Origin of the sequence: Thioalkalivibrio sp. ALE14, assembly GCF_000376845.1 — a bacterium.
Lineage (GTDB): Bacteria > Pseudomonadota > Gammaproteobacteria > Ectothiorhodospirales > Ectothiorhodospiraceae > Thioalkalivibrio.
Window position 1 is genome coordinate 103,120 of the sequence record NZ_AQXY01000030.1, and the last position, 16,274, is coordinate 119,393.

The following is a 16,274-nucleotide window of genomic DNA, read 5'->3' on the forward strand; positions in this document are numbered from 1 at the left end:
GCCTGTGCGTGTGCCTGGGTGCCGTTGGTTACTTCGCGAGCATCAACTGCAGGCGGCTGCCTACACGCTGGGCCAGGTCGGCAAGCTCGCCGATCGAGTCGATCACGCGGTACATGAAGATCACGTTGACCGGCGGCAGGTCGACCTCCTGGGCGAACAGGATCTCGCGGACCTCGCGCTGGGCCTCGTCGGACTCGTGCTCGATCTGGTCGAGCTCGGTCAGGATGCCGTTGACGACCTCCACTTCGTGGCCGCGGAAGCCCGCTTCCACCAGTTCGTCCAGCTCGTTGATGGCCCGGCCGGCCTGGTCGACGGCATCCACGCTGCGGTCGAGGAAGCGCTTCAGAGGCTCCCGCATGTTGTCGGGGAACTGCATCTGGCGCCCCAGCATCAGCCCGGCGATATCCTTCGCCATGTTGGCGATGCGGTCCTGGATGAGCAGGGTGTCGAGTACATCGCGCCGTGACATCGCCAGCATCATGCCCTTGGGCAGGTGCAGGCGCAGGTCCTTCTTCAGGCGGTCGGCCTCGCGCTCCAGCGTCGAGATTTTCCTCTGCTGCGCGCGGGCGGTCTCCCAGTCGTCGCGGGCCATGGCCTCCATGAACGGGGGAAGCTCGGCGATGCAGGCACGTACCTTCTCCATATGCGCCTGCAGCGGGCGCACCGGGGAACGGCCAAACAGCTCGAAGACGAAGTTCTTGGGGGACATGGCGGCGCGGAGATTGTCACAAAGCGCTAATCTAACGCAAAACACCGCGGCTCGCGCGGACTTGTTCTGTCGAGACGCGCGCTGTGCGCTACACTCGCGGATCAGAGCTGGGGGTGCCCGCCATGGATGCGGGCTGAGAGAGTCCCCTTGAACCTGAACCAGTTCACACTGGCGGAGGGAAGCTCGGTGCTCGTTCCAGTCCGCGCGCGCTCCGTTCGCAGTCTGTCCGGCCCGTTCCGATCTCTCTGCCACCACGCCCGAGTTGCAGAGGTCATCGTATGAGCGCCATCCCCGAGTCCTTCGCCCGCAAGACCGCCCAGGTCTCCGCCGACGTCACGCGCCCGTTCCCCAATTCCGAGAAGGTCTTCGTGCAGGGTTCGCGCCCGGATATCCGCGTGCCGTTCCGCCAGGTCGCACAAAGCCCCACGCTGACCTCCGGCACCCCGGAAGAGAACCCGCCGATCCCGGTTTACGACACCTCGGGCCCGTACACGGATCCGGACGCGACCATCGATCTGCGCCAGGGCCTGACGGATCTGCGCGGCGGCTGGATTGACGAGCGCGGCGACACCGAATGGCTGGACGGCCCAAGCTCCGAATACGGCCGTGCCCGCGCCGCCGACCCGGAACTGGCCAGCCTGCGCTTCGAGCACATCCGCCCGCCGCGCCGGGCGAAGTCCGGGGCGAACGTCTCCCAGATGCACTACGCTCGCCAGGGCATCATCACCCCGGAGATGGAGTTCGTCGCCATCCGCGAGAACAACCGCCTGCAGGAGCTGCGCGCCGACCCGCGCTACAAGAAGCTGCTGCGCCAGCACGCCGGCGAGTCGTTCGGGGCCTCGATCCCTGACGAGATCACGCCCGAGTTCGTGCGCGACGAGATCGCCCGCGGCCGCGCGATCATCCCCGCGAACATCAACCACCCGGAGCTGGAGCCGATGATCATCGGCCGCAACTTCCGCGTGAAGGTGAACACCAACATCGGCAACTCGGCGGTCTCTTCCTCGATCGAGGAAGAGGTCGAGAAGCTGGTGTGGTCCGCGCGCTGGGGCGGCGACACCCTGATGGACCTGTCCACCGGCAAGAACATCCACGAGACCCGCGAGTGGATCCTGCGCAACTCGCCGGTGCCGATCGGCACCGTGCCGATCTACCAGGCGCTGGAGAAGGTCGACGGCAAGCCCGAGGACCTGACCTGGGAGCTGTTCCGCGACACCCTGATCGAGCAGGCCGAACAGGGCGTGGACTACTTCACCATCCACGCCGGCGTACGCCTGCAGTACGTGCCGCTGACCGCCGATCGCGTGACCGGCATCGTCTCGCGCGGTGGATCGATCATGGCCAAGTGGTGCCTCGCGCATCACGAGGAGAACTTCCTCTACACCCGTTTCGACGAGATCTGCGAGATCATGAAGGCGTTCGACGTCTCGTTCTCGCTGGGTGACGGGCTGCGCCCCGGCTGCCTGGCCGACGCCAACGACGCCGCGCAGTTCGGCGAGCTGGAAACCCTGGGCGAGCTGACGCAGAAGGCCTGGGCGCACGACGTGCAGGTGATGATCGAGGGCCCCGGTCACGTACCGCTGCAGAAGGTGAAGGAAAACGTCGACAAGGAGCTGGAAGACTGCTTCGAGGCGCCGTTCTACACCCTCGGCCCGCTGGTCACCGATATCGCCCCGGCCTACGACCACATCACCTCCGGCATCGGCGCGGCCAACATCGGCTGGTACGGCACCGCGATGCTCTGCTACGTGACGCCGAAGGAGCATCTGGGCCTGCCCAACAAGCAGGACGTGCGCGACGGCATCATCACCTACAAGATCGCCGCCCACGCCGCCGACCTGGCCAAGGGCTTCCCCGGCGCGCAGCTGCAGGACAACGCACTGAGCAAGGCGCGTTTCGAGTTCCGCTGGGAGGACCAGTTCAACCTCGCGCTGGATCCGGAGCGCGCACGCGAATTCCACGACGAGACCCTGCCCAAGGATGCGCACAAGGTCGCCCATTTCTGCTCCATGTGCGGCCCCAACTTCTGCTCGATGAAGATCACCCAGGACGTGCGCGACTACGCCGCGGCCCAGGGCATCAGCGAGGACGAGGCCCTGAAGAAGGGCCTGCAGGAAAAGGCCGTGGAGTTCGTGGAGAAGGGCGCGACGATCTACCGCGAGGTCTGACCCGGCCCGCGGGCGCGCCGGGTCCCCCAAACGATCATTGCGAGGCGCACCGCGCCGAAGCAATCGCCGTCCGCGACCACCGGACCCGTATCGTGCGCGCTACGGGAGAGGACCCGTTGCATGTGCCCTTCGGGATCGGTCGGCCAATCCCGAAGGGTTCAAGTCCCACCCGCTCTCGGTTCCCGCAAGGACGGTGCCGCGGTTGGGCGCTACTGCATGTGGCCGAAGTCGCCCATGCCACCGGCGCCCATCAGGCCGGCGCCGATTCCGAAGACCATGCCCAGCACCATCAGGATCAGGTAGATCAGCAGCAATACGCCGAAGATGGTGAAGTAGATCCGCAGGCGCCCGAGCGCGTACTTGATGGCCTCCGGATCACCGCTTTCGAAGGCACGCTGCGAGGCCCCGGCTGCCTGCATCAGCACCACGCCAGCCCAGATCGGGATCCAGGCAATGATGATCCCGATGATCGACAGCGCGGTCAGCACGCCGGAGATGATCAGCATGATGCCGATCAGCTGCATCCAGAACTTCCCGCGAACGAGTGGTTCGATCAGTCCGCGGAGGTCGGTTCCGCTGGTTGCGTCCTGTTCCATGTTCAGACTCCTTGTCGTGATGGGCGGATGACCGGAGCATAGCAGGCTGTTTCATGCTGTGACGCATTCGTTGTTTTGGCGCGTGTGGCCCGTGCATACTCGAACGGGTGCAAGCTCGACGAACAGGGCCGGATCACGGCTCGCGAAGCAGGGGGATGTATGAGCGATCAGGGACGACGCAGGGACGCGGGCCGCAGTGGGCCGCAGGGGACCATGCTTTTCCAGGGCCAGGCCGTGCCCGAAGAAGAGGCGGTCCCCGACCGCGCAGCCGAGGACGCACCGCCTGGCGGGCACCCGGTCCTGGTGGGGCTCTCCGAACCGTTTGGCCAGCAGCGCCTGACGCTGAAGCCGGGCAAGCGCTCGGTGGGGCGTCAGGCGGACAACGACATCGTCCTGCAGGAGGGCAGCGTTTCCTCGCAGCACGCCTGGCTGGTCAACGATGGCGGTGAATGCCGGGTGGTTAACCTGCTCTCTACCAACGGGACCTGGGTGAACGACGAGAAAGTCCACGAGGCGGTGCTGAAGGACGGCGATCATGTGCGCTTCGGGCGTGCCGAGTTCGTCTTCCGGCGCCGCGACGATGGTTCCGACGCCCGTCCCGGTGGCGGCCGCCGGTCGCGCTGGCGCTGGCGCTGGCTGGGCATTGCCGTGGTGGTCCTGGTGCTGGCGGTCATCGCGCGCATCCTGCTCGAGTCGGCCTGAGGCCCGGCCCCGGCTCTTCCATGCAGCGAATCGGTCGCTACGGGGTCGGCGAGGAGATCGGGCGCGGGGCCATGGCCGTGATCCATCGCGGCTACGACCCGGATATCCGGCGCCCGCTGGCGATCAAGTGCCTGCAGCCGGACTACGCACGGCGCCCGGAGTATCGCCGCCGCTTCCTCTCCGAGGCGCGCGCGGCGGGCACCCTAACGCACCCGGGCATCGTGACCATCTTCGATGTCGGCGAGTCGGACCAGCAGCCGTTCATCGCGATGGAGCTGCTGGACGGGATCACGCTCGCGGAATTCGCGGAACAGTTCCGCCCGCTGTTACTGCGCAATGTCCTGAAGATCGCCATCCAGCTGGTGGAGGCCCTGGACTACGCGCACCGGCACGGCGTGGTGCACCGCGACATCAAGCCCGAAAACATCATCGTCACCAGCGCCACGGTGAACATCAAGGTGATGGATTTCGGGATTGCCCGCACCCTCAGTGATCCCGACTGGCGCGCCGATGAGGATGGCTACGTGGCCGGTTCGCCGCACTACATGGCCCCCGAGCAGGTCCGCGGGCAGGCGACCGATGCACGGGCCGACCTGTACTCGGTGGGCGTGGTCCTGTACGAACTCCTCACCGGCGCCACCCCGTTTCGTGGCCATGATGTCGAGACCCTGCTGACCCGTGTGGTCAAGGATCCCGTCCCCGCGCCGCGCGTCATTGTGCGCGATTGCCCGCAGGAGCTAATCGAACTGGTGCTTCGCCTGCTGGCGAAAGACCCGGATCAGCGCTACCAGTCGGCCGGCGAGCTGCTGGTGGACCTCGAGCGCATCGAGGAGGAACGCGCCGAGCGCGAGCGTGCCGGGGGCGGTCGCCGGATTGTCCCCCTGCGGTTGCGCTGGGCAGCGGTCATGGGGGTGCTGGTGGCGGTCACGCTGGTTGCCGGCGGGACCCTGGTCCAGCAGAAGCAGAACGCGGTGATGACCGACCTGGCGTTCGACTACGGGGCGACGCTCGCGCAAATCATTTCGGTGGAGAGTGCCGAAGACCTGCTGCTGGAGGACACCATCGCGGTCCAGGGACGCCTGCGCGACATGCAGGCGAACCGCGAGATCGCCCTGCTAAACGTGGCGGACCACCGCGGTGAGGTGGTGGCCAGCAGCGATCCGGAGGCGGTGGGCCAGCCCTACGAACCGCCGTCCGAGGAGCGGCTGCTCCAGCGCCGCGACGAGCAGGCTATCTGGTCGGTCACCGGACCGGATGGCGGCGAGTTGTTCCTGTTCGCGGCCCCGGTGCGCTACCAGGATCACCTGATTGGACAGCTTCAGGTCGGCCTCTCCACGGGCTCGTTGCGGGCGGCGAACGAGGCCACCTTCATGGCCCTGGTGATGTTCACACTGGTCACCCTGCTGGCCGTGCTGCTGGGTGCCTACGTGCTGGCCCGGCGCCTGCAGCAGCCGCTGGACCAATTACGGGGTGCGCTGGACCAGATCGGGCAGGGACGGCTGGACACCCGCATCCGGGCCCGGCGTCACGATGACTTCGAACGCGTCTTCAGCGCCTACAACGCGATGGCGGATTCACTGGAGGCGCGCGTGAAGCGTCGGGCGGACCGGTCGCCCGACCGCAGCGCGGTCGAACCGACTCCCGACGGCGACCGTACGCAGGAGCTTGCGCCCGAGGACCTGCCGGACGCTCCATCCCGGCGCACGGGTACGGATTAGCTCGGGCGGTTCCCGTTGTCGAGGGCATCCAGGCGGCGCTGGAGCTCCAGTGCCCGCAGCCGGTAGCCGCGTGCCGCCTCGAATTCGGGGTCGATCGCCAGCGCCTCGTCCCACAGCGCGATGGCGGTATCCAGGTCCTGGTTGCGGTAGCGCACGATGGCCTCTGCATGCAGGGCCTCCTTGCGCTGTTGCTCCAGTTCGGCGTGGTACTGGCGGGCGCCGGAATGCTGCGGGTCCCGCGCGAGCACCTCGCCGAAGGCCTCGAGCGCCTCCGCGGTGTCCCCGGCTGACCGGGCCTTCAGGCCGCGCTGGTACCAGTAGCCCGTTTCGGCCTCGCGCGCCAGGGGCTCCAGCCAGTCGGCCCACTGCGTCTCCGCCTCGGGGCGCTGCCGGGCCCGCTCCACGACCTCCAGGGCCGCGCCGTAACGCTCCGCGGCCAGATCGGCCTCGAGGGCCCGGCGCAGGCCGTCCTCGCCCACCCCGGGGGCGGCATCCGGATCCAGCGCGGTCAGCTGATCGTCCAGGTCGCTGGTGCCGCGTGGCAGATCCGATGCGTCTCGGGGGATGCGCAGCCGCTGCCCGACCAGCAATTGGTCCGGGCGCTCGAGGTCGTTGTACCGCGCGAGGATCACGAATCGGTTGGCATCCCCCAGGTGTTCGCGGGCCAGTCGGGCCAGCGTCTCACCCGGTTCCACCGTGTGCTCGAAATGCGCCTCGCCGAGCATGGCCCGCGGATCCCCGGAAAGCTGCTCGCGCAGATGACGGGCGGCGTGGTTCCGCGGCTCGTCCGCGAGGATCCGGTCGAGCGCGACCTGTGCCCGGTCCATCTCGCCGCGCTGCAGGAGCTGCACGATCTCGGCGATCTCGAGACGTTCGATCTCCGGTTCTTCCGCTGCCGGTTCGGGCGCGGGGGGTTCCGCAGGCGCCGTTTCCTCCTCGGCCTCCGCATCGGGGTTGAATACCCCCTGCAACTGCGCGCAACCGGGCAGCAGCCCGGCCAGTGCGGCGAGCAGAACGAGGCGTAAAGGCAGGGTGCGGAACTGCGTCATGGCAACATCTTCGGTTCGGGCGCGGTGCGGCGCCCGGAGTATACGATCGGCATCAGTCCAGCGGCCACAGCAGGATCGCCAGCGCCGCGGCGAGCAGCAGCAACAGCGCCAGCGTCGGCTGGATACGGGCCTTCAGGTGCCGGCGCCAGAATCGGCCACGGGGTCGCGCCGCCCGCCAGGTGGCGAGCGCCACGTTGTCGCCGCCGGGCCCGGCGCGCCGCGCCGCCTCGCGGGCCGCCTCGGTGGTCGCGGTGCCCAGATCGGGATGGTCCAGCAGTTCGACGATCGCGTCCGGCGCGAACTGTTCCCAGAAGCCGTCGGAACACAGCAGGAAGCGGGTCTGGGCGGTCACGGGCGCCGCGGCATGGTCGACCTGTATGGGATCGACCACGCCCAGACCCTGCAGCAAGCGATTCTGCTCCGGGTGCGTGGCCATCTCCGCCTCGCGGATCACCCCCTGGTCGACCAGCTGCTGCACCCGTGTGTGGTCGCGCGTGCGGCCCTGCAGGCGGTCCCCCTCGATGTGATACAGGCGGCTGTCGCCGCAATGGGCCCAGCAGGCCGAGTCCGGCGTGACGTACAGGGCCACCAGTGTGGTTCCGGGACGCTGGGCCGGATCAGCACCGCCTTGTTCCAGCAGGGCCGCATGGGTCTCGTGGAACAGGCTCTCCAGCAGGGCAGGGCCATCCGCGGTCCGCCCCGCGCAGCGATTCCACAGGCGTTCGGCCGTCGCCACGGCCGTGCGCGAGGCTTGCGCCCCGCCCTCGTGGCCGCCCATGCCATCGGCCACCAGCAGCAACGCAGTTTGCCCGTCGGGTCCGTGCAGCACGGTCACCGCATCCTGCTGCTCGGCGCGGCCACCTGTCTCCCTGGCGTATCCGGTTTCCATGGCCATTCCTGGTTGGCAGTCCCGCCATGATCGCGCAGTCGGCATTTGCCTGCCAGGCCCTTTAGCTGGTGGCTAGTCGCTCTTGCGGTGGTAGTTCCGCGACCACGCGCCCACCGAATGGAAGGTGCCCGTCTGGGCAGGGTCCGTGGGCCGGGTTTGAGCGGGGGATAAACTGCCCCAGAGCACGTCGTTTGCCGGAGGGGTAAAAGCACCGATACCTACCCGAAGACAACACTGGGAGCCGGTCGGGCACGGGCTATGAAATCGCGTTCTTCTTCATGCGATACAGCAGGGTGTCGCGTGTGATCCCGAGCAGGCGGGCAGCGTGCGAGCGATTGCCGGCGGTACGCTCCAGGGCCTGCCGGATCAGGTCGATCTCCAGGCGTTCCAGGCTCAGACCGTCGGGCGGGATCACCCACGGACCGTGTTTTTGGTCGCGCGGCGACTGCATCCAGGAATCCGGCAGATCCTGCGGCCGGATCGTCTGACCGGCCATGAAGATCACACAGCGCTCGACCAGGTTCTTCAGCTCGCGCACGTTACCGGGCCATGGCCAGCGTTCGAGCCAGCGCAACAGCTCTGGCGTGAAGTGTGGTGGTTCAAGCTCATGGGCGTTGGCGAGCTCCAGGCGGAAATGCTCCACCAGACGCCGCACATCGCCCTGGCGCTGCCGCAAGGGTGGCATTTCCAGCGGCACCACAAACAGACGAAAGAACAGATCCGCCCGGAACCGGCCCTCGGTCACATGCTGGTTCAGGTCTTGGTGGGTCGCGGCGATGATGCGGACATCCACCTTCTCGGGGCGAGCCGCCCCCAGTGGCTGGCATTCGCCGCTCTCCAGAAAACGCAGCAGCTTGGCCTGTGCCCCGGGAGGCAATTCGGCGATCTCGTCCAGCAGCAGGGTGCCGCCATCGGCCTGACGAATCAGGCCGGACTGGGCCTCGTGTGCCCCGGTGAAGGCCCCGCGACGGTGACCGAACAGCTCCGACTCGACCAGATCGGGCGGCAGGGACGCGCAGTTCACGCTGATCAGCGGTGCCGCACTGCGCCGACTGTGCGCATGGATCCGGCGCGCCAGCCGTTCCTTGCCGGTTCCGCTCTCGCCCTGAACCAATACGGTCGCGTCGGTACGCGCAACCAGATTCGCCTGCCGCATCAGCGCCTGCAGTTCGGGGGAGTCACCAATCAGTTCGGGAGGGACGTCCATCAGACAACATCTAACCGGATTAACAGGACTGAAAGCCTGCCCGGACCCGGCCCGTCTGGCAAGGCATGCGACGCGGCGCGGCAGCAGTCAAAGTGCGAGCTTTGCCGCGCCCGGTGTGGCATTTGCCACACCCTCGGCGTAGGCTCCTACGGAGCGACCGCGCGCAAAACACTCCTCCGAACAGTGCGTTGAGAGGGCCGACGCGGGCTGGCACGGGGTTTGCCTTTGTCCAGGCTCCTGATGGACAAAGGAGCAGGATGCAATGAAAGCGCGATACGCCTTGCCGGGCTGTCTGATGGGTGCGGGCCTGATACTCGCCGTTACGCCCCTGGCAGCCGATGAACTGCCGCGGCTGAGCCCGGTGGTTATCACGGCTTCGCCCATGACCGGTCCAGGCGTGGTGACCACCGACCCGCGCCAGCCCCGCCTGCCGCTGCCCGCCCACGACGGCGGCGCCTATCTCGGCTCCATCCCGGGGTTCACGGTCAGCCGCAAGGGCGGCACCAGTGGAGACCCGGAGCTGCGTGGGCTGGGGGGCTCGCGCCTGTCGATCCTGCTGGACGACGCCCCGATCCTCGGCGGCTGCGGGGGGCGGATGGACCCGCCAACCGCCTATGTCTATCCGCAGGCCTACGAACATATCGAGGTCACCAAGGGACCGCAGAGCGTGCGCTATGGTGCCAGCCCCGCCGGCGTGGTGCGCTTCGAGCGCGAGGCCCCCCAGTTTGAAACCGCCGGAGAGGTCCGGGGCTTTACGGGGATCACCGTGGGTCGCTTCGACCGCTTCGATCTAATCACGGATATCGCGACCGGGAACGAGCACGGCTACATCCGCGGCATTGGCACCCTGTCCGACCAGTCCGACTATCGCGATGGTGACGGCAATACCGTGCACTCGCAGTACTCGCGCTGGAGTGGCACCGGCATTGTCGGATGGCGCCCGGATGACGACACCCTGGTCGAGTTCACCCTGGACCGCTCGGATGCCGAAGCCGCATACGACGATCGGGGCATGGACGGCACGCAATTCGAGCGCACCGGCTACAGCCTGGCCGTGACCCGAGAGCGCCTCGCACCCTGGCTCGACCAGATCGAGGCCCGGGTCTTCTACAACGCAATCGACCACGTGATGGACAACTTCACGCTGCGCGAGCCACCGGGCATGCCGATGGTCAGCTACCCCGACCGTGTAACGACCGGGGCGCGCCTCGCCGCTGATTTCGTGCTGCCGGGCGAGGCCCTGCTGCACGCGGGGGCCGAATATCAGCGTAACCGGCACCGCGGCAACCGCCTGATGGGCATGGCGGCGCTCGGCTGGCGAGACGTGCCACGCAACGCCACCGCCCGGTTCCGCGATACCGGCGTGTTCGCGGAGCTGGAGTATCCGCTGACGGACACCCGCCGCCTGGTCACGGGGCTGCGCATGGATCGCTCGCGGGCCGAGGCCCAGGCCGAAAACGGGTTCGGTGGTGCCGCGGCCGGGAGCGTCGACAGCAGCAACCAGATGAGCGGCTTCCTGCGGGTCGAACAGGACTTCGCGGCCTGGCCGGCCACCGGGTACCTGGGTATCGGGCGGGCCGAACGCGCCGCCGACTTCTGGGAACGCCGTCGCGTGTTCGAGCTGGAGACCGAGACGCTCACCCAGCTCGATCTGGGCGTACAGGTGCATCATGGCGATCTGACCGGGTCGCTGGCCGTGTTCTACGGTCAGTTCGATGACTACATCCTGATCGCCCGCGAGGCCCCCGAGGCGCGTAACGTCGATGCCACCACCTATGGCGCAGAGCTGGACCTGGCCTGGGCGCTGCACCAGCACTGGACCGCCCGCGCCAGCGCAGCCTGGGTGCGCGCCCAGAATGACAGTGATGGCGTGCCCCTGGCACAGACGCCCCCCGCCGAGCTCACCCTGGGCCTGGAGTACGCGGCCGGGAACCGCTTTGCCGGGGCGCAGGTGCGCGGCGTTGCGCGCCAGGACCGCGTCCACCTCGATCACGGCACCATCTATAGCCTGGATACCGAGGAAACGCCCGGATTTGCCACCGCCGCGGTCTATGCCGGGATGGAGGTCTTCGGAAACTCGCGGGTCACCTTCGGTATCGACAACCTGTTCGACCGCAGCTACCGCGAGCATATCCAGCGCGGTCAGGCCGAGCTCGGCACCGCGACACGCTCCATCAACGAGCCGGGGCGCACGCTATGGGCCAACTGGACCGTGGAATTCTGATCCATCATCGGGCGCACGGGTTTCGTTGGTGCTCCACTACGAGGAAGCAAGAAATGAACACATCCATTCGCACGCTTTGCGCACTCGCGGTGGTCGGTCTGTTCGCCACATCCGGTGCACATGCCCATCATGTTGAGGGCCACGAAGAGCCGGGGTTCTGTGACTGCATGGAGGGCGTTGAGATCGATGACCGACCCTGGGTGCGCCTGATGCCCCCCGGAATGCCCAGCACTGCGGGCTACATGGCCTTGCGCAACACGACGGAAGAAGACATCGAGATCGTGTCCGGGTCGTCGCCGGTGGCGGCGGTCACCGAGCTTCATGATCACGTGGAAGACGACGCGGGCGTGATGCGGATGCGCGAGGTGGAAGCCATCACCATTCCGGCCGGTGGCGAAGTTGCGCTGCAGCCGGGCGGCCTGCACGTGATGCTGATTGACCTCCACGAGCCCCTGCAGAAGGGCCAGGAAGTCTCCATCGAGCTGCATACCCGCTCAGGCGAGGTGTTCACCGTGGAGGCCGAAGTCCGGCGGGCCGATGGAGGGATGGGCCATGGACAGGGCCATGGACATGGGGCCGGTGGCCATCACCATCACTGACCCGTTAGGGAGCAAGTACCCCCAGGGGGGCAGACACCTACCCGGTGGCGCCGATCCAGAACTCGATGGAGCGGCCGAGGAATTCGTCCCAGGTCATGTAGTGCGAGCCGTCGCAGGAAAAGGTCAGGCTGATCATACCGTTGAACAGGTTGATCGAGGCGGAACGCAGGTACACGGTTTCATCGGCATAACGCAGTGCCTTCAGGCCCTCGAGCACGGGGCCGACCTTGTTCTTCGGGATCAGGGCCTCCTCGGGGTACGGCTCGTGCGGGAAGGCCAGGCAGACGTCCGGGTCGCCCAGGGATTCGTGGGTCAGGATGCGGTAGCGATACGGGTCCTCGGTGGTCCACAGGGTGGCGCGCGAGCTGGAGAAGTGGAACACGCCCTGGAACACACCGCGCTCGGTGAACAGCTCCTCGATGATGGCCAGGGCCGTGTCCATGTTCTGGTCCATCAGGCTTTCGGTGCGGCTTTGCAGGAACAGCGTGCCGCGGATGGACGGATCGCCCTTGATCTGGCGCCACTCGTTAGGCTCTTCGTACAGATCTTCGGAGAAGTCGGGGAGGTTGCGCAGGTCGAAGTCCGCCCCGAGAAAGCCCAGCGCATTCCCGTCGCTGTCGCGGACCAGCTGCAACGCGGTCAGCGACGGCCGCCTGCCGAGCAGGCTGATGTAGGCATCCGACAGCAGGAAGCCGTCCGCGGGGACGGCTTCCTTCATGTACGGGCGCTGGGAGCGGTCGCGCCCGAAGTGTTCCGGCAGTACCCCGCTGCGCGAGATGTTGTCGGAGAGCTGGATGCCCCGTGTGTTCAGGGCATACACAAAGGTGGCCTCCGGGATCTGGCGGATCGCCTCTTCCAGGATCGAGTCCAGTTCCTCGCGGCGCGGCCAGACCGTGGACAGACGGCGGGCGACCGCCGCCAGGGGCTCCTGCAGCTTGTCCTCGAGGTAGTCGCGTTGGTGCTCGATCGCCTTCTTCAGTTCCGTCATGGTGCGGTGTCGTCTCCTTTCGGTGCGACGCGGATTATCCCCGATCGGGCATTGCGTTGTCGTGAAGCCCTTCGCGGGGACTCCGCACGGCACTTCGGCCCGTCGACAGGGTCCGAGCAGGAACCATGCCGATGCCCCGCAAATCGATGCCCCAATCTCCAGGTCCTGACTCAACTGCCGCGCTCCGTCCGGCCCTTGCCGGCGATCTCGACGCCATCAACCGCCTCGTGGCCGAGGCCATCGAGGACTGGCCGCTACCGGAGCGGGTGCGCCGGCTGGCCCTGCCGGCCTATCGCTATACCGAGGCCGACCGGATGTTCCTCGACGTCATCGTGCTGGAACGCGAAGGCCAGGTGGTCGGTGTCGCGGCCTGGGAGGCGGCCGGCTCCCGGGAGTTGCCGGAGGGCGTCGCGGACGGCCTCCTGCTGCACGGGCTCTACGTCGGGCGCTCCGCACGCGGGCAAGGGGCGGGCCGGCAACTGGTCGCGGCCTGTCACGAAGCCGCACGCGAAGCCGGCGTGGCCGGGGTGCTGGTCAAGGCCCAGGCCACGGCCGCCGGGTTCTTCGAGGCCATGGGCTTCGTCCCGGTCCCGGTCCGGGATCGCGACCGCGACTACGAACAGCGTTACTGGTGGTCGGCGGAGGGCGCGCCCACGGCGGCCTGAGTTCAGCGCCGGGAGCGCCGACGTTGCCACCGTCGGGCAAACCGCCCCGCGACGATCACCATGGCTAGCAGGCCCAGCGACCAAGCGTGTTCCGGGGCGCTGAGCCAGTGGCTCAGCGAGAAGCCCTCGCCATGGCCATGGCCGGGATGAGCCAGGGCCGGCGCACTGGCCAGGGCAAGAAGCATCGGGATCAGCGGGCGCATGGCGGACTCCTTCGGGGCAATCGACGCTTCCACCTTAACGCTGGCTGGGGCCGGCGTCATGCCCGTTGAAGGTAAGCCACCATGCGCGTGGCCACTCCGTCATCGCGAGTCGCGAAGCGACGTGGCGATCTCCAGGGACACCCGTGCGGCGGGGTCGCAAGGCGCTGGCGCCGAGCGGTTCCCGCTGCCCTGGAACGGCCCCGTACGAAGAGCTCAGCAGATCCGCGGCAGCTGCTCGCCCGCCGGCAGGATCACGCGGCGTTCCACGCCGGTCGCGAGACGCCGGATGACGGCCGGTTCGCCCGGTTCGGCCCGGCCGATCGCGACTGCCCCGGTGGCCACCGGAACGGACCGGAGGACCGCCAGCGCCCGGTCGCCGTCACCCGCCGGGACGGCCGCCAGGAAGCGCCCCTCGCAGGCCGAATGCAGCGGGTCCAGCCCGAGGATCTCGCAGGCCCCGCGCACGTCGTCGCGCACCGGGATCGCGGCGTCGTCCAGCACCAGGCGGCAGCCGGAGGCGTCAGCCAGTTCCTGCAGGGCGGCGACCGCGCCGCCGCGGGTCGGGTCGCGCAGCGCGTGCACGGGCACGCCGGCTTCCAGCAGCGCGGCCACGGCCGCGGCGACCGACGCGCTGTCGCTGGGGATCGCCGGCTCCAGCCCCAGGTGCTCGCGGGCGGCGAGGATGGCCACGCCGTGGCGCCCAAGATCGCCGCTGGCCAGTAGCACGTCACCGGGCCGGACCGCCGCCGGGTCGATGCAAATGCCGTCCGGGACCACGCCCACCCCGCTGGTGTTGATGTAGACCTCGTCGCCATGCCCGGCCTCGACTACCTTGGTGTCGCCGGCGACTACCCGCACGCCGCATTCGTCGGCGGCCGCGCGCACGGAGGCCAGGACACGCCGCAGGTCGTCCAGCGGCAGTCCTTCCTCCAGGATCAGCCCCAGGGTCAGCCACAGTGGATGTGCCCCGGCCATCGCCAGATCGTTGACCGTGCCGTGCACCGCCAGCCGGCCGATGTCGCCACCGGGGAAGAACAGCGGGCGCACCACGAAGCTGTCGGTGGTCATCGCCAGGCGTCCGCCCGGGGTGTCGAGCACGGCGGCATCGGGGGCGCCAAGGGCCCGGGCGCCCAGTGCCGGCAGGATCACCTCGTCCAGCAGCTTGGCCTGCAACCGGCCCCCGCCACCATGCGCCAGCCGCACGACCTCGGTGGTCATGTCTCGCCTCGGTAGTGGAGGTAGGCCGCGCAGGCCCCCTCGGAGGAGACCATCGGTGCGCCCAGCGGGGTGTCCGGCGTGCATTCGCGGCCGAACGCCGGGCAGTCGGTGGGTCGGCTCAGCCCGCGCAGCACCTTGCCGGCGATGCAGGGGCTGTCGCCTTCGGATGCGGTGCCGGACAGGTCGAAACGCTTCAGCGCGTCGAAGTGCGCGTACTCCGGGCGCAGGCCCAGGCCGCTGGCCGGCAGACGGCCCATGCCGCGCCACTCGCGCTCGACCGGTTGGAAGACCCGCCAGACGGCGTCCTGCGCGGCCGCGTTCCCGTCGTCGCGGGCCACCCGGCCGTAGCGGTTCTCGACCCGCGCCTCACCGCGGTCCAGCTGCTCCACGCAGGCATGGATGCCGGCCAGCAGGTCCACCGGCTCGAAGCCGGTCACCACGATCGGGACGTGGAAGCGTTCGGCGATCGCCTGGTAGGCGGCCGCGCCCTCCACGGTGCAGACATGCCCGGCGGCCAGAAAGCCCTGGATGCGGCTGTCCGGGTCGGTGAGCAGGGCCTCCATCGCGGGCGGCACCAGTGAGTGCGAGACCAGCAGCGACAGGTTGGTCAGGCCCAGGGCCTCGGCCTGCAGCACCGCGATGGCGGCGGCCGGGGCGGTGGTCTCGAAGCCCACCGCCAGCAGCACCACCTCGCGCTTCGGGTGTTCCCGCGCCAGTGCGACAGCATCCAGCGGCGAGTAGATCACGCGCACGTCGCCCCCGGCCGCGCGTGCCGCATTCAGGTCGCCCAGCGCCCCGGGCACGCGCAGCATGTCGCCGAAGGTGCACAACATCACCTCCGGACGGCGGGTCAGCAGTACCGCCTGATCAAGGGTCTCGGCCGGGGTCACGCAAACCGGGCAGCCGGGCCCGTGGAGCAGCTCGACCGAGTCCGACAGCAGTTCATCCAGCCCGTGGCGCAGGATCGCGTGGGTCTGCCCGCCGCAGACCTCCATCAGCGTCCAGCGCCGGGTGCAGGCACCGCGGATCGCCTCGACCTGGCGCAGGATCAGCGCCGGATCACGATATTCGTCGAGGTGCTTCACGAGCCCTCCGGGGCGGGCGGGTCATGCCGCGGGATCTCGCGCAGCGCCGCCAGGGTGCGTTCGGCGGCCGCCTCGTCGAGGGTGGCGATCGCGATGCCGGCATGCACCAGCACGTAGTCGCCGGGCCCGGCCTCGGGGGTGCAGGCCAGCGAGACCGTGCGGGTGACGCCACCGAACGCGACGCGCGCCTGGCGGAACAGCGGGTCGTCACCTTCCACGCTGTCGATACGACCGGGGATGGCAAGGCACATGGG

At 68.5% G+C, this 16,274-nt stretch carries 16 protein-coding genes and 1 riboswitch; of the genes, 6 read left to right on the forward strand and 10 right to left on the reverse strand.

The genetic code is table 11. The features are described 5' to 3' along the window. Positions 1 to 28 precede the first annotated feature (28 nt). Positions 29 to 709 (reverse strand): TIGR00153 family protein, encoded by a 681-nt coding sequence (locus F572_RS0111640; protein WP_017943039.1) that lies wholly within the window; start codon positions 707 to 709, stop codon positions 29 to 31. Positions 710 to 808: 99 nt separating this feature from the next. Then, positions 809 to 906, forward strand: a riboswitch (TPP riboswitch). A gap of 81 nt (positions 907 to 987) precedes the next feature. Between F572_RS0111640 and thiC the strand changes: the two genes are divergently transcribed. Further along, positions 988 to 2,877, forward strand: coding sequence for a phosphomethylpyrimidine synthase ThiC (gene thiC / locus F572_RS0111645; protein WP_017943038.1), 1,890 nt, complete (start codon positions 988 to 990; stop codon positions 2,875 to 2,877). A 209-nt stretch (positions 2,878 to 3,086) separates the two neighbouring features. Here thiC and F572_RS0111650 read toward each other — a convergent pair whose 3' ends face one another. Continuing rightward, the gene (locus F572_RS0111650; protein WP_017943037.1) at positions 3,087 to 3,473 is read right to left on the reverse strand and encodes a DUF5362 family protein; all 387 of its coding nucleotides are present in this window, start codon (positions 3,471 to 3,473) and stop codon (positions 3,087 to 3,089) included. 213 nt (positions 3,474 to 3,686) lie between these two features. On the opposite strand from F572_RS0111650, the gene F572_RS0111655 reads away from it, so the two are divergent. Next, positions 3,687 to 4,175 carry an FHA domain-containing protein gene (locus F572_RS0111655; protein ID WP_017943036.1) on the forward strand — a complete coding sequence of 163 codons (489 nt, stop codon included), beginning with the start codon at positions 3,687 to 3,689 and terminating at the stop codon, positions 4,173 to 4,175. Positions 4,176 to 4,195: 20 nt separating this feature from the next. Next, the gene (locus F572_RS0111660; RefSeq protein ID WP_017943035.1) at positions 4,196 to 5,893 is read left to right on the forward strand and encodes a serine/threonine-protein kinase; all 1,698 of its coding nucleotides are present in this window, start codon (positions 4,196 to 4,198) and stop codon (positions 5,891 to 5,893) included. On the opposite strand, the gene F572_RS0111665 is transcribed toward F572_RS0111660, so the two are convergent. The 3 genes from F572_RS0111665 to F572_RS0111675 all read right to left on the reverse strand — a co-directional run bounded on the left by F572_RS0111665 (position 5,890) and on the right by F572_RS0111675 (position 9,038). After that, complete coding sequence (locus F572_RS0111665) at positions 5,890 to 6,942, reverse strand: LysM peptidoglycan-binding domain-containing protein (protein ID WP_017943034.1); 1,053 nt, start codon at positions 6,940 to 6,942, stop codon at positions 5,890 to 5,892. The genes F572_RS0111660 and F572_RS0111665 overlap by 4 nt on opposite strands. Before the next feature lie 52 nt (positions 6,943 to 6,994). After that, complete coding sequence (locus tag F572_RS0111670) at positions 6,995 to 7,831, reverse strand: PP2C family serine/threonine-protein phosphatase (RefSeq protein ID WP_017943033.1); 837 nt, start codon at positions 7,829 to 7,831, stop codon at positions 6,995 to 6,997. A 256-nt stretch (positions 7,832 to 8,087) separates the two neighbouring features. Continuing rightward, the gene (locus F572_RS0111675; RefSeq protein ID WP_017943032.1) at positions 8,088 to 9,038 is read right to left on the reverse strand and encodes a sigma-54-dependent Fis family transcriptional regulator; all 951 of its coding nucleotides are present in this window, start codon (positions 9,036 to 9,038) and stop codon (positions 8,088 to 8,090) included. A 295-nt stretch (positions 9,039 to 9,333) separates the two neighbouring features. On the opposite strand from F572_RS0111675, the gene F572_RS0111680 reads away from it, so the two are divergent. Continuing rightward, complete coding sequence (locus F572_RS0111680) at positions 9,334 to 11,262, forward strand: TonB-dependent copper receptor (RefSeq protein ID WP_017943031.1); 1,929 nt, start codon at positions 9,334 to 9,336, stop codon at positions 11,260 to 11,262. A gap of 53 nt (positions 11,263 to 11,315) precedes the next feature. Next, positions 11,316 to 11,861, forward strand: a complete 546-nt coding sequence (locus F572_RS0111685) for a copper chaperone PCu(A)C (RefSeq protein ID WP_018158466.1) — start codon at positions 11,316 to 11,318, stop codon at positions 11,859 to 11,861. A 37-nt stretch (positions 11,862 to 11,898) separates the two neighbouring features. Here the strand turns inward: F572_RS0111685 and F572_RS0111690 are convergent, their stop codons facing one another. Beyond that, positions 11,899 to 12,849 (reverse strand): PDC sensor domain-containing protein, encoded by a 951-nt coding sequence (locus F572_RS0111690; RefSeq protein ID WP_017943029.1) that lies wholly within the window; start codon positions 12,847 to 12,849, stop codon positions 11,899 to 11,901. Positions 12,850 to 12,980: 131 nt separating this feature from the next. On the opposite strand from F572_RS0111690, the gene F572_RS0111695 reads away from it, so the two are divergent. Beyond that, a complete protein-coding gene (locus tag F572_RS0111695) occupies positions 12,981 to 13,514 on the forward strand; it encodes a GNAT family N-acetyltransferase (protein ID WP_017943028.1) in 534 nt (177 codons plus the stop codon). Positions 13,515 to 13,516: 2 nt separating this feature from the next. Here F572_RS0111695 and F572_RS0111700 read toward each other — a convergent pair whose 3' ends face one another. The 4 genes from F572_RS0111700 to F572_RS0111715 form a co-directional block, all read right to left on the reverse strand. Further along, complete coding sequence (locus F572_RS0111700) at positions 13,517 to 13,717, reverse strand: hypothetical protein (RefSeq protein ID WP_017943027.1); 201 nt, start codon at positions 13,715 to 13,717, stop codon at positions 13,517 to 13,519. Positions 13,718 to 13,930: 213 nt separating this feature from the next. Next, on the reverse strand, positions 13,931 to 14,935 hold the full coding sequence (hypE, locus tag F572_RS0111705; protein ID WP_017943026.1) for a hydrogenase expression/formation protein HypE: 1,005 nt from the start codon (positions 14,933 to 14,935) through the stop codon (positions 13,931 to 13,933). Beyond that, positions 14,932 to 16,020, reverse strand: coding sequence for a hydrogenase formation protein HypD (hypD, locus tag F572_RS0111710; protein ID WP_017943025.1), 1,089 nt, complete (start codon positions 16,018 to 16,020; stop codon positions 14,932 to 14,934). Before hypD ends, hypE begins: the two co-directional genes overlap by 4 nt. Further along, positions 16,017 to 16,271, reverse strand: a complete 255-nt coding sequence (locus F572_RS0111715) for a HypC/HybG/HupF family hydrogenase formation chaperone (RefSeq protein ID WP_017943024.1) — start codon at positions 16,269 to 16,271, stop codon at positions 16,017 to 16,019. Before F572_RS0111715 ends, hypD begins: the two co-directional genes overlap by 4 nt. Positions 16,272 to 16,274 lie beyond the last annotated feature (3 nt).